The sequence below is a fragment of the Brevibacillus fulvus genome, assembly GCF_016908525.1.
GTDB classification, from domain to species: domain Bacteria; phylum Bacillota; class Bacilli; order Brevibacillales; family Brevibacillaceae; genus Brevibacillus_G; species Brevibacillus_G fulvus.
Map to the genome: position 1 here is coordinate 1 of NZ_JAFBEB010000022.1, position 12,223 is coordinate 12,223.

Below are 12,223 nucleotides of genomic sequence, written 5' to 3' on the forward strand. Positions count from 1 at the left end.
AAGCAGCCGTCCACCAATTCCCCGTTCTCCTTCTTACGAACCTCGTACTTCACATACAAACCTTTGTTTTCCATCGTTCTTTCCTCCCTTAACTATTGTGTTAAATTTCCTTTAGGCAGGCATCAAACTCATCCTTCGTCTTGCCCGTTATTGCTTTATAAGCGTCATCGAGTGTAACGGTATCCGAATACAAGATAACGCCATTAAATTCACCGCAAGCCGGGACTCCTTTGGCTTTATAATACAGGAGTTCGTCTACCGCTTCGTCTATGGAAGCACCCAGTAGGAATTTAATCTCTTTATATTGTTTGTCCAAATGTCATTCCTCCTTTGATCTCTCGGCAACAACATTCAAATCTCCACTTTACTGTTTACTCGTCTTCGACAGGTACTGCTATAAACATTGGGCTAACCGACACCAGTACTGTCTTGCCGCAATCAGGACAACCAATATACTCTTCATGAAACACGGTATCCACTTGTTTTTGCCATTCCGGTTCATCGTGAACTGCCCTACACCACGGGCATTTCCACCTATCTACCTTTCGGGTTTCCGCCAATGGTTTTGTGTATTGTCTGGCCATCGTTCTCACTCCTTATCTCCCTGAGCAGTTTGTTAAGCAGATTTCTCCGAAACTGAGTGGTTTTGCTCGAAACACTCAGGGCAGACGATCGTTCTTGTTTTGCCTTTCTGGTAGTAGGTATCGAATCGCTCTCCTTGAGCGATTGTTTCCCCGCAGGCACGGCATTGTTTTACCGACAGGCACTTGCGGAGTTTCCATTCGCTTTCTTGTTCTTCTGACGGTTCTTGTTGATTGTTGATCACTTGCTCAACAGGTTCCGTTGCCATAAACCTGGTTTGGAGTTTTTGCTGCTCGTACTCAGTTGCTTCCCGGACGCCCAATGTAGTCTTGCACTGGAAGCATGAAACTGTTTTTCTGTCTTCCTCGATGTAGTGGTTCGCCTTGTGTCCGCACCGGCAGTAGTAACGGCATTTGAAGTATTCTTTCCCGTCCCGATACTTTGAGTATGGCCAACGACCTTCAACTGCCTCGTTAATGTCCTCTTTGCTGCTCTCCACAACTCCTTCTGCTGGTTGTTCTTTGGGTGCATCATCCGGAGCTGTAATGCCCAACGCTGCTGACAACTTCTCTGCCAACGGTTGCATAAGCGTCCGCTCGCTGTTGATTTTCTCGATTGTCTTAGATCTTGGAACTTCGCCCTTTTTGATATTCTGGTTGGTGCTTATTGTCGGTTCGACCGTTAGCTCACTGTTTCCAAAGAAACTAAAAATTTTGTTTACAGCCTCATTGACATATTCGTTACTTGTATTTTCCAACGACAGAGATACACTTGTTCCACCTTTAGTAACAGACAATTGCAGATTCATTTTTACCCCTCCTATGATTTAAGATGTGCATATACTAACTTACTGCCGATACTGACAGTCCTTCTTGCAATCGTTGGCTGCGGGTATCCCGGCATCCTGGAGCGTGACCCGCAGCTCGCATTTTCTCCAGTCTTCCCGCTCGCAACCCACACATTGATTCCCGATGGCAAAACTGGCCAGATCGCCCAAGCATTCTTTGCTGACAATGACCTCCTCTGCTTTCGGACTGCTCTCGGGGACAATCAAGAGCTTGTACTTCGTTGCTGTATTTTTGTATTTGGTTTTATCTTCGGGTGTGGCCGCAACTACAATCTGCTTTAACGCTTTTTTGGCAAAGGCTTTCCCTCGGTTCAAATCCCCGCGAAACGATGCGAATGTATCTTCCTCGGCAAGAGTTTCCATCGCAAAAACTGCGTGTGTTAAGACGAACAAGTAATCAAGTTGCCTTCTGTTCAAGTAAGGGAGTAAATTCATAACGATTTCCCCTTTCCCTCTGAGATGATTCCTGACCTTCTTCCTCCATCTCTTCGCGAATCACTTGTTTTTGCCAATTCAACCAGTCTTCTTTGGTCATGCTCTCACTCCCGAACTTCCGAACCCGCCGATGCCACGTTCCGTTTCGTCAAGCCCGTCCACTTCTTCAAACTGCGCAACCGGCACTTCGCAAATCACGCCCTGAGCGATGCGGTCGCCTTTTCGGATGATGTACGATCCTTCCGGTCTCTTAATGTCAACGGAATGCACCGCACCATCAATACGTCTAACGCATGTCAAGTGGCGGTACGGGATAGGTGCGACATTATCAATCAACACGCAAACCTCACCGCGATAGCTGGAATCAATTGTTCCGGGCGCGTTGCTTACCCGCAATTTTGTCTTGGCGCTGATCCCCGATCTTGGCCGAACTTGTAATTCATATCCTTCTGGAATCGCAAACGCCAAACCAGTTGGCACTTTCACGGTTTCTCCCGGCGCGATAATAACGTCCTCAATTGCCACCAAATCGAATCCTGCGTCTCCCGGTTTAGCATATTGCGGGATAACTGCGTCAGGATGTAGTTTTTTGACTTTAACCGGTATTTGTTTCATTTTTTCAGCCTCCGCGTCAATCATAGGGTTTGCCCCCCACTTGATCATCTGAAGCTCCGTTCTTGCTTGCACTTCTCATGCGCTGAAGCAAAGCGTTTAATTCAGGATCATCTTTGACAGTCTTTCCATCCGTTTTCGATTGATGTTGGCCGGCATGCTGCCTTTCGATTTGCTTCTCAAGGGAGCTAGGAAGCTTGTCCTGTTTAAGCTGATTCGTACCCCGATTCCCATTGACTGGCTTCCGCGTCTCCCGGTCTTTGATATAGCGTCTGACCGACTCAAGCGTGCGCAATCCCTGATCTTTCCAATCCATCAACGCTTTATTTGCGTAATCCCATTTGGCTTCTTTTCGTACAATCAGTTTTAATGACTCCAGCAGGATCTCTTCCGGCTGATCAAAAAATCCTCCATCCAACCAATAATTCATTTCTTCCAAGATCATAGGTTTGATGATGGGATGGATATTTTTTTGGTAAAACTCAAAGGGACTGATCACACCCATATCGGACTTTTCCTTTTCTTCTTCTTTCTCTGTAGTATTCTCTGTGTATTCTCTGGTATTGCTTTGATCAAATTGATCACATCCATCTGATCGATTTGATCGCATGGACTGATCAATTTGATCACATGGACTGATCACACCCTCCAATCGTTCGTAATCGATCGTGTACCATTTTGTTTTATCCGCTCTCATTTCGTTGAAGTTTTCGGCAAGGACAATTCCCCTTTTTTCCAGTGAAGTTATGATCCGTCTGACGGTTACTTCGCTCCAAAAAGGGAACTGCTCTTGCCATTCCTTGTAGGTGTTATAGACCCACTTTCTGCCCTGAATGACCTTTCCCGCTTTCCGCAGCCAATAATGCAATTGTTGAACGACTATTGATTCATTCAAGCCAATCGCTTTGGCGAGGGATGGCATGATGATTAAGGGTTCTTCATCCAAGAGTAAATGACTCATGTTTCCCCTCCTCATAATTAAAATGACTTGGATCATCAAGGTTGATGATTTTGCCACAACGGCAAGTTCTATGTAATTCGTGCTTGACAATTTTTAATGCGAATGGTCCACGATGACCGCAAACAAAGCAAACGCCGGGTACAGGTTGCGCCTGAGCATTAGACTTATACAAAGGTGTCTTCCGCTCCACTTTCGGATTTGGAAAGTTCATGAATAATCAGGTTTCCGATCATTATTTGCCGCTCCTGAATAAGCTTCGTGAGTTTTTTTTGATAATCCAAAAGCTTGTTCAAATCGGCTAGCATCGGTTCAAGCAACGAATGATGCTCGCGAATTTGTCTCGATGCATCCTCTAACTCAGCTGACAACATTTTGATCTCTTTCTGAATATTCAAAATCTCAGTAGTGGGTGTTATTAGCATTTAAGTTCCTCCCCCATGCTTTCTCAAAAGAATGGACCTGAAACCGATGCCCATCATTTACCTTTTGGATATTCTCGGCAACTCCATATCGCTTGAGGATCAAGCTGCCATACTTTGCTTGCAGATCCATTTCCCTATCGATGGTTTGGATGCAAATCCGAGCTAATCTAACGTTGCTTTGATTCATGTCTGTCCTCTCCTCTCAGTGTCGAAGCCATCCGCTGCCGCTTCCGTTCCCCCTTATTGGTGAGAATAAGCTCCTCTTTAGGTAGAGGGAGGGATTTGATCCACTCCCATTCTTCTGGCGTCATGGGCCGGGTAATACACGGACTTTCACAGGCAGGAGACGGTTCTGATTTTCGCCTCGCTCTGTTTTCACGACCCCAAGTTGCACCAAATTTCACAAATACCTCCCCCCTGTTCTCTTTGGTACTTCCTTGTCTTCAACTTCGATCAATTGATCAGGAGTCGTCTCTAAAGCTTTCGCAATTCGCAGCAACAAAGTATAGTTCATTTTTTTCCCGCGTGTTCCGGACTCTATTTGTGATAGATACTCTTTTGAAATGCCGGCTTGTCGAGCAACATCCACAAGTTTTAAGTTGAGTTCTTTGCGCCTTTGTCGAAATTTATTGGGCATTCCATCACTTCCAAGTATCATTTTGCTATCTATTCAATATAATAAGTTAGCGTATCGCTAACTGTCAACAACAATGAATGTTTAAACCTTACTTTTTGTTTGCAGTTTGCTAACTAATCAAATAAAATGTAGTTGAATTAACTGTGAGGGTGAAAAATCAAATGGATAATATTTTCGGAGAGCGACTTCGAATATTACGTGAAGAAAAGAATTTAAAGCAAGAAGAACTTGGAGAGGTATTAGGCGTTGGGAAAGTTACCATTCATGGTTATGAAAGTGGAAAGCGAAAACCATCCTTTGAGATCCTCATACAAATCGCCAACTATTTCCAAGTAACCACTGATTACCTCCTGGGTTTAACCACTGATCGAACTCCTCCAGCAAAGATAGACATCATTAATCAAAATGCCCAAAAACTGAATGAGTTTTTAGCTGAGCTTGATAAAAACAAGCAGGATCAATTTTTTGAGTTCCTTGAAGTATATGTAAATGGTATGAAAGCATCAAACCGCCCTGAATAGGGCGGTTTTTATATATGGTTCAACTCTTTGCTTTAATCTGTTCCATAAATTGCAACAATAACGCATTGAGCTGCTCAGGGGTGCAATTGTTGACTATGTAGGATAGCAACTCCAATTTGTTGATTTGTTTCTCTTTTAATCCTTCCCGCATACGTTTACCCCCAATAAGAACAAACGTTCTGATTCGTTTCTTTATTATGCCACGATTTTACTTTTCTTTCAATTAAGCGTTTCATTTATTTTTTAGAGTCGTATTTTTTGATACGCCGGTTAGAATAAAACTAACAATCTAAAAGTGCTTGTTCCTCCCTTAGCTGACAACTAAGGGAATTTTTTTTGATTGAAGCAAATTATGTCCAAATTATACTCCTCCCTCCCTAATGCAACTGGATAAAAATATTTATATTACCATTATAAAGAAAGTTAGCCATTAGCAGGGGGTCCCACTAATGGCTAACTCAAAAAAATTTTAACTTCTTTCACCAAAATCGTATGGTGTAATTGTACCTGAATTTCCTTTGGATGTTTCCGCTGAAGCCGAGGAAATGCCCGCAAAAACCAGTAAAGCTACAAGTAGTAGAGTTGTTGCTTTTTTCATCAATTATCACCTCATTTAAGTTTAGAGCATGATATACCTTATTGGTTAGAGGTGTCAATAACTTCTATTTTTCTATTTTTTCGAGGATGTTAATAGCTTTTTGAAATTCGTCACTACCCCTTTCTGCAAATTGTAATATCATAACGGCTGCCATAATGGCTTGTTTTTTTAACTGTTTGGCTCCCGCCATTTCGAGAGCTTTAAAAGCCTCGTTCAACCAATCCGATCTGTTTTGCTTGCGATACCATGTTGCTTTAGCTATTTTCAAACTAACATAATTCCTGTAATAAATTGGTTCATTGGCAATGTTCTTTTTCAGAAAAACGATCTGTTCAGCAAAATCGTCAAAGAACTGACTAATAATTTCGTGCTTATCATAGTTCACAGCAGACTCCAAGAGCGTTTCAATTCCGTCAAAGCACATTTCTTTATTGCGCAAGCAGTATTTGTATAAATCAATAATCTTGTCTGATTGTCCTGCGGCAATTTGAGTAATCAGCTTATTTCCTTCTGCCCATAAACTATAACTTCCCACTTCGATCTGAGCACATAAATCGTGATAATGTATTGCTAAGTCATACTCTCCTCTTTCCCTCGCGGCAATTGCCAATTTAATGAGAGCATCTCCTATGTAATCAGGGCGTTCCATTTTTTGAGCTAATCTCATTAATTCATGTCCATATTTTAAAACGTAGTCCCACTTTGATTTTAGACGAAAAGCACTGATTACCTGGTAATAAGCTTCCAGTATAGCTTCATCAGGAACATACTCTAGATATTCGCAGAGCCTGATAGCAGCCTCCTCATATAAGTCCAAGTTTATTTTCTTGACGATCATCAATCTTCTGAAATATGCCATGGCAAGATGAGGGGCTGTTCTATCTTTTTCGTTTCTTATAACGATTTCGTAAAAAGATCTGGCTTGTGGAATCTTCCCAATTCTATTTAATTCTTCTGCAATTTCAAAAATATTTGGGATATACCCCCCATCCTCAATCATATGGCTTACAGCCTGATCTGCTTGTTTTTGAAGTCCTTTTTCCAAACAGTGCAGAACATACTTCTCCAGTTTTTTTGGCCTTCTAGGGCGTATTCCGTCTTTTCTGAAGAGTTCTGCTAGAAACAACTCGTAATAGTATCCGGGTTCTTTTTGGAGGGACTCTGTAAGTCTATCCAGTAGATTAATTGATATAGGTTTATCACCAGCTAATACTTTACTTAGCGTAGGCTTGGAAATTTTAATTTCCTCAGCAATGGACGCTTGTGTTCTTCCAGATTCTTTAATGTCTTGGCTTAATACGAGCGGTAAACTATAGGTATCGACAATCATCTTACCCCCCACTTTCAACGAATAGTCTTCATGGTAGGTTAATCCTGGCTGTGATAAAATGGTATCAGTTAAAAGGTTTCATACGGAGGGGCTATGACCGAGAAAATCGGCCGCTGCCGACTCCGACAGATACTCAGATCCAGAGGCATTAGACAACAGCAAATTGCCGATAAATTAGGAATGTCAAAGCAACAAGTTAACGACTATGTTAACAACCGTATTGTCATGTCACTGGAAACAGCTAGGCGATTTGCTATCGCTTTATCTTGTAGTATTGAGGATCTTTATGAGTGGTCGTCGGATAGCAGCAGTGATGATGAGTAGATGTAAATCTACTCCACCAAAAAGTATGTATAGTATCATACTTTTTGGCATTGAAGCGCCCCTCTTTTAAATAATAAGTCGACTTTTTGATAAATTCAAGTTAAACTTAAAAAGGAGATTGATAAATGGATGTCCAGCTGATTTTTTCCAGACGGCTTCGATTGTTACGAAAACATAGCAATGTTTCAACAAAGGTGATTTCTGATAAGATAGGCGTTACTGTTGCATCTTGGAGTCTTTATGAAACAGGGAAAGGATTCCCGAAGGTGGAAAAACTTTATGAAATCGCGGAATTTTTCAATGTGTCAATTGATTATCTCCTGGGGAGAACCGACAACATGAATTCACATAAATAGCACTATCCACAGGGGAAGTCGACCAAATGCCCGGACGAAGTTCCCCTTTTTCTTGCCCCCCCTTCTCGGGTGAGTAACAACCGGGGCAAAACAAAAAAGTTATCCACAAGTGGACAACTTTGGATGAGTCATGCTAATATATCAACAGAAAGTTTTTGGAAAATAAAAAACGATCGGGAATCTTGAGAGCTGCGACCCTCTCACAGATTCATCAATCACCGAACCACACTCGGTAACTGAACGCTCCGATCTTTCGTTCTTTAGTATATCCATTTTTTGCGGGATTTACAAGAATGAATGTATCGTGAAAAGTTGTCATTTTTAGACATTTGCGCTCTGTTGCCAATCCATATGGATCGGTGCCAGAGCGTTTATTATTTCAAAATAAAAAAAGAAAAGGAAAAAGCCCGGTGCGACCAACACCGGACCAACAAACCAAACAAACAAACAAATTTTCAGTTGCCTTTATTGTATCGAAAAAAATTAAGATACGCAAGGCTTAGTTTCCTATTGTTTTCTTTGGAATGTTGGTGCTTTTTCCTTCAACATGGGAGGAAAAGTTTAATGAACGTTTGTCATTCCCTCGCCACGTTCAGCAGCGTCGATGCCATGAACGAGGCCGTCCGCAAGCATCTTTATTTCCATGCACATGAACTCACCAAAACAGAAAAATCTCTTCTGAAACTTCTATCCCGTTTTAGCTGCAAGATCCTTGGCGTGTCTTGGCCAGAAGCCAAAACCTTGGCTGCCTATCTAGAAGTCTCTGTGCCCACCGTATGGCGTTCCATTAAGAAATTGGAATCCTTGGGCATTATTCAACGGCTGAAGGAGCAACGTCGTTCACAACAAGGGAAGTTTAGCAGCTCCATTTACCTCATCCAGCCTTCTCTACACGTCAGTGATACACCATCTGATACACGGCAAATGATACACGGCATTGAACATACAAATATCGATGCCTCTAACGATGAAGGCGATATTTTGGAAGCCGAAACTATAATTTCTAAAACTATAATTTCTTACGATCAAAAAGAAAAAGAGAACGTAGTGAAAACGTCCATTGAATTGGTAATTGATTCTACAATTCCTGATTGGTTTATTAAAGCCGTTAGGGTAATCAGCCAAGATCCGCTAACCGTCACGGAGCTTTGGAATAGTGTGATATTTGCTCTCAAGAAAGCCAAAACGAACATGATCACTGCGATGCAGCTGACCAGTAGCCTAAAATCGCTTCGCCACGCATTACGGAAAGGTACGGCGGAGGATATTGGAAGGTTCTTCTATGGTGCCATCTACAACCAACTGGTGCGTAAAAACGAGCCAAATCAAACGCGTGGTGTGATGTTGATGGACAAACTCCCCGCCTCCGTACAACGTCAAATTGATCGGGAAGGCAGGGAAAACGGGCATTTAGGGTCGTGGAAACCGGTATATTCGCAACTCTTAGGTAAAGAAGTTTTAACGGACAAGCTGCCGGAGTCGGTGCAACGTCAGTTAGAACGGGAACAACAGCATTCGATCAAGGCTTCCAACGTCACAACTGTTCAAGATGATCCCGAATTGCGCGAAATGTTGAATCGTCTGCGGAAAAAATATGCGTAAAAGCGAATAACTTATGCCCAGAGTGGTGATCCTTAGACTAACCAAACAATTCAGAAAGGTCGGGATCATTGTGGCTAAGTGTGTACTTTGCGGAAACCAAACAACAAGTCGGGGTTACGAGGCTCGCCATGGGCGGTGCGATCCCTGTCATAAGACGTTGAAATCACTTCCTAAGACACTAAAAAAGCTTACCGGAGTTAGCACTCGTATAGGTGTCTAAGGACGCTTTTGCCCATTTCCGTTACACGGATTACACGCATGGGGTGATCCGCTGGTACGCCGTATTTATTTTGAATCCAGGAGATGACCTCTGGAGATTGCGTGCAGATGTCCAGCAACTCCTCGGCTATATCGTGAATGGATACGGACTTTTGGCTGTTAATGGCTTGGCGAAGTTTATCCAATCGTGTGTGGGAATCATCTGTCAGATACGGATAAATCCGTTTCTTTTTATCAGAACGTTCGGCACGTTTTTGAGTCGCCATCTCCTCTACCTCACTTTTTAGCTTTTTTGCCCCTCCTCCGAGGGTGTTAGCCCACAACTATACCACTTTAGAACCGTAGTACTACAGTTGTATGAGTGGAGAGGACAAACTAGAACCGAATGTTAAAAACTCGCTCTTATTGAGCGAGTTCGTGGTCTTTGTATTTTTTGAAAAATTGCTCCCATGTCATATGCTTTGTTCTGTTCTGACGATTCCACCACACTTTGTGGCAAACATAGCCACCAATGACGATGTATTTAATGGCACCAGCGGATAGGAAAAATTCTAAGGGTGTCATGGATTCATCAACTCCTTTGTATCCTTACTTGTAACCTTCTCTGCGGATGCCCCCTTGTGAAGAAGATGGCGAATCCCTGGGATCTGGAATACTTTCAAGGGCAGCCCATCGGGAACGGCAATTCTCGTTTGGGTGAGAATGATGAGCCACGGGAAAACAGGTTCCTTCCCTTGCCAGGGCTCGCGCATCCAGTCCTTCCGGTGGAAGTATGTGCGGTACCGAGCGAATTTTTCTCCCCATACCGCTGAAGTGAACGTGTTGCGCTGTACCTCAATAAACATTGGCTTTCCGCCCCATATGGTGAAAATATCAGGCTCTGGCAATCCTTTCCCGTATTTGGGTTCTGGAATGAAGGTCGAAGGAGTGCCGATTTGGGCCATGTCATGATAGACCTGAACGATTTCCAGATAGTGCGGGATTTTCTGCGAGTCGCGCTTAATTGGGGATGGCTTGCACGCATAGACATACGGAGCCTGTGAAGTTATGACTTCGATTTCACCGCGGTCACGGAGACGGCGAAGCACACGATTTGCCGAGTTGATCGGGTCTTTTACCCCCTGGAAGTGTAGTTTGATGATGTCATTCCGGGAAAGGCATCGAAATTTTTCCAAATCCTTGATGATTTCCTTATCGCGCAGCCTCATGAAATTTCCTCCTCCTCTTTCGGGAATATCCAGTCTTTTTTGCTGCTCTGGAGCTGCATAACCAGGTCGAGCAGATCCTTGTTATCTTGTGCATTCAGCTCCACATCCTGCGGAACTTCCCCATTAATCTTCACAAGTAGAGGCTTTTTCCTGTGATCCCTGTATTTGTCTTTGATCTCCGCGATCATGGCGCGTGCTTCCTTTGTATCGAGCCAAGGGGTTTGTGTCTCCAATAGATCGGTAGTGTCTTTGACCAGGCTGCGCCCCTTTACCTTGATTTTGGCGGCTAGCCCATTTTCTAAAAACATTCGGCTGTTCAACTCGTCGCTCATGCGGAAAGCAATGCGGATATTCAAGTTATTTTTTAGGCGGCCGTCGATGACTTCTTTGTCAGCGCGTTGTTGGGACAGGATGAGGAACACTCCTAGCGAGCGCCCCATGGCCGCAATATCATCCAGCACGTCATGTATTTCTGTCTCTTTTCGCAGGGCCGCTACCTCATCAATCGCGACCACAATGAAGGGCAATTTCTCCCCGGTCATTTCCTCATATTCCTCCTGATCGATGGCGCCGGCATTGTAGAACATTTCCTGCCGAGCGAGCAGGATTTCGTGGACTTCGGAAAGCATGGACCTAACTTCATGCTTTCTGACAGCGACACGCCCCTCCACATGCGGGACTCGTTCGTACATACCAAACTCGCTCATTTTCAGATCGGCCAAGAAAAGCCGCAGCCGGTCAGGGGAATAATAGCGTAACCACGAATTTAAGATGATTCGAAGTAGCGAGGATTTTCCCCATCCTGTAACGCCAACAATGCCGATGTGCGGTGTTTTCTGAAGATTAATGGCAACCGGCCCTTCGGAAGATTCCCCGACATAAACCGGAAATCCCCCCGTTCTTTCTAAAATGGTACGCGCCTGCTCGTAATCGTATCGGAAAGAATCCGGAAGGGCTGCAGGAATACGAAGGCGATAATGACCAGGGGAATCCTCGATCAGTTGCGTTGTGTCGCCAAATGTCCGCTGAAAGGCCCACTCTCGCTGCTGGATCATTTCAGGCGCCATCCCGAGCGGAAGCGAAATCCGAACTTCGGTCAGTTTGCTCGCAATTTTCACATCGTTAATTTTGGGAAATACCCGCACTTCTTTGATTTGACCATCCCCTATGTCACGCCGTTTGATTGTAAGGAAAAGGCCGGAATGAAGAAATGAATTCGTTAGTCGATAACGAACTTGTGCCTTTTTTGATAGCAAGGAAGGTAATCGTGTATAAAGATTGGCGCCAATATAGGCACCTGCGATCATTTTTGTTAAGACGGATAAGGGTTTTCCAAGACTTGCCGACGGAATCCCCACAAAGGTAGCGCCAAACAATTCAAACATGACAGAACCAATGAAATCATCCATGACGTCGTTCCATTCTTTTAAGCTGTTCCACAATTCGCGCATCATACTCTTTTCAAAACCTCCAGCCGATTTGTTGGCGAGTCGCTCCGCTCGCAATATGCTCGCTTCCGCTCCTTTCTTAACACAGATTCAATTTTTCGTGACAATAGCTTTTTCGCGT

The 12,223-nt window shown here is 43.7% G+C and carries 19 protein-coding genes; 4 read left to right on the forward strand and 15 right to left on the reverse strand.

Annotated elements, in window-relative coordinates; translation table 11 throughout:
* Window positions 1-100 precede the first annotated feature (100 nt).
* The 9 genes from JOD01_RS18910 to JOD01_RS18950 form a co-directional block, all read right to left on the reverse strand.
* The gene (locus JOD01_RS18910; protein WP_204519975.1) at window positions 101-316 is read right to left on the reverse strand and encodes a hypothetical protein; all 216 of its coding nucleotides are present in this window, start codon (window positions 314-316) and stop codon (window positions 101-103) included.
* A 55-nt stretch (window positions 317-371) separates the two neighbouring features.
* Window positions 372-584: a hypothetical protein gene (locus tag JOD01_RS18915; protein WP_204519976.1), complete on the reverse strand. Its 213-nt coding sequence runs from the start codon at window positions 582-584 to the stop codon at window positions 372-374.
* Window positions 585-616: 32 nt separating this feature from the next.
* The gene (locus JOD01_RS18920) at window positions 617-1,390 is read right to left on the reverse strand and encodes a hypothetical protein (protein ID WP_204519978.1); all 774 of its coding nucleotides are present in this window, start codon (window positions 1,388-1,390) and stop codon (window positions 617-619) included.
* Between the two features lie 39 nt (window positions 1,391-1,429).
* Window positions 1,430-1,864, reverse strand: a complete 435-nt coding sequence (locus tag JOD01_RS18925; protein ID WP_204519979.1) for a DUF5651 domain-containing protein — start codon at window positions 1,862-1,864, stop codon at window positions 1,430-1,432.
* Window positions 1,827-1,964: a hypothetical protein gene (locus tag JOD01_RS18930; protein ID WP_204519981.1), complete on the reverse strand. Its 138-nt coding sequence runs from the start codon at window positions 1,962-1,964 to the stop codon at window positions 1,827-1,829. The genes JOD01_RS18925 and JOD01_RS18930 overlap by 38 nt, the downstream gene beginning before the upstream one ends.
* Window positions 1,961-2,503: a dUTP diphosphatase gene (gene dut, locus JOD01_RS18935; protein ID WP_239565592.1), complete on the reverse strand. Its 543-nt coding sequence runs from the start codon at window positions 2,501-2,503 to the stop codon at window positions 1,961-1,963. The genes JOD01_RS18930 and dut overlap by 4 nt, the downstream gene beginning before the upstream one ends.
* Complete coding sequence (locus tag JOD01_RS18940; protein WP_204519983.1) at window positions 2,496-3,437, reverse strand: DnaD domain-containing protein; 942 nt, start codon at window positions 3,435-3,437, stop codon at window positions 2,496-2,498. Before JOD01_RS18940 ends, dut begins: the two co-directional genes overlap by 8 nt.
* Before the next feature lie 164 nt (window positions 3,438-3,601).
* On the reverse strand, window positions 3,602-3,859 hold the full coding sequence (locus tag JOD01_RS18945; RefSeq protein ID WP_204519985.1) for a hypothetical protein: 258 nt from the start codon (window positions 3,857-3,859) through the stop codon (window positions 3,602-3,604).
* 400 nt (window positions 3,860-4,259) lie between these two features.
* On the reverse strand, window positions 4,260-4,496 hold the full coding sequence (locus JOD01_RS18950; RefSeq protein ID WP_204519986.1) for a helix-turn-helix domain-containing protein: 237 nt from the start codon (window positions 4,494-4,496) through the stop codon (window positions 4,260-4,262).
* A gap of 161 nt (window positions 4,497-4,657) precedes the next feature.
* On the opposite strand from JOD01_RS18950, the gene JOD01_RS18955 reads away from it, so the two are divergent.
* Window positions 4,658-5,017, forward strand: coding sequence for a helix-turn-helix domain-containing protein (locus JOD01_RS18955; protein WP_204519988.1), 360 nt, complete (start codon window positions 4,658-4,660; stop codon window positions 5,015-5,017).
* A gap of 19 nt (window positions 5,018-5,036) precedes the next feature.
* Here the strand turns inward: JOD01_RS18955 and JOD01_RS19925 are convergent, their stop codons facing one another.
* The 3 genes from JOD01_RS19925 to JOD01_RS18960 form a co-directional block, all read right to left on the reverse strand.
* Window positions 5,037-5,168 carry a hypothetical protein gene (locus tag JOD01_RS19925; RefSeq protein WP_275581979.1) on the reverse strand — a complete coding sequence of 44 codons (132 nt, stop codon included), beginning with the start codon at window positions 5,166-5,168 and terminating at the stop codon, window positions 5,037-5,039.
* Window positions 5,169-5,486: 318 nt separating this feature from the next.
* On the reverse strand, window positions 5,487-5,615 hold the full coding sequence (locus JOD01_RS19930) for a hypothetical protein (protein ID WP_275581980.1): 129 nt from the start codon (window positions 5,613-5,615) through the stop codon (window positions 5,487-5,489).
* Window positions 5,616-5,679: 64 nt separating this feature from the next.
* A complete protein-coding gene (locus tag JOD01_RS18960) occupies window positions 5,680-6,945 on the reverse strand; it encodes a helix-turn-helix domain-containing protein (protein ID WP_204519990.1) in 1,266 nt (421 codons plus the stop codon).
* Window positions 6,946-7,038: 93 nt separating this feature from the next.
* Here JOD01_RS18960 and JOD01_RS18965 point away from each other — a divergent pair, with 93 nt between their 5' ends.
* The 3 genes from JOD01_RS18965 to JOD01_RS18975 all read left to right on the forward strand — a co-directional run bounded on the left by JOD01_RS18965 (window position 7,039) and on the right by JOD01_RS18975 (window position 9,227).
* Complete coding sequence (locus JOD01_RS18965; protein WP_204519991.1) at window positions 7,039-7,269, forward strand: helix-turn-helix transcriptional regulator; 231 nt, start codon at window positions 7,039-7,041, stop codon at window positions 7,267-7,269.
* 125 nt (window positions 7,270-7,394) lie between these two features.
* Window positions 7,395-7,625, forward strand: a complete 231-nt coding sequence (locus JOD01_RS18970) for a helix-turn-helix domain-containing protein (protein ID WP_204519994.1) — start codon at window positions 7,395-7,397, stop codon at window positions 7,623-7,625.
* Between the two features lie 564 nt (window positions 7,626-8,189).
* A complete protein-coding gene (locus JOD01_RS18975) occupies window positions 8,190-9,227 on the forward strand; it encodes a helix-turn-helix domain-containing protein (protein ID WP_204519995.1) in 1,038 nt (345 codons plus the stop codon).
* Window positions 9,228-9,424: 197 nt separating this feature from the next.
* On the opposite strand, the gene JOD01_RS18980 is transcribed toward JOD01_RS18975, so the two are convergent.
* The 3 genes from JOD01_RS18980 to JOD01_RS18990 form a co-directional block, all read right to left on the reverse strand.
* A complete protein-coding gene (locus tag JOD01_RS18980) occupies window positions 9,425-9,712 on the reverse strand; it encodes a hypothetical protein (RefSeq protein ID WP_204519997.1) in 288 nt (95 codons plus the stop codon).
* Window positions 9,713-10,006: 294 nt separating this feature from the next.
* Window positions 10,007-10,654 carry a replication-relaxation family protein gene (locus JOD01_RS18985; RefSeq protein WP_204520004.1) on the reverse strand — a complete coding sequence of 216 codons (648 nt, stop codon included), beginning with the start codon at window positions 10,652-10,654 and terminating at the stop codon, window positions 10,007-10,009.
* A complete protein-coding gene (locus JOD01_RS18990) occupies window positions 10,651-12,108 on the reverse strand; it encodes an FtsK/SpoIIIE domain-containing protein (RefSeq protein WP_204520006.1) in 1,458 nt (485 codons plus the stop codon). Before JOD01_RS18990 ends, JOD01_RS18985 begins: the two co-directional genes overlap by 4 nt.
* Between the last annotated feature and the right edge of the window lie 115 nt (window positions 12,109-12,223).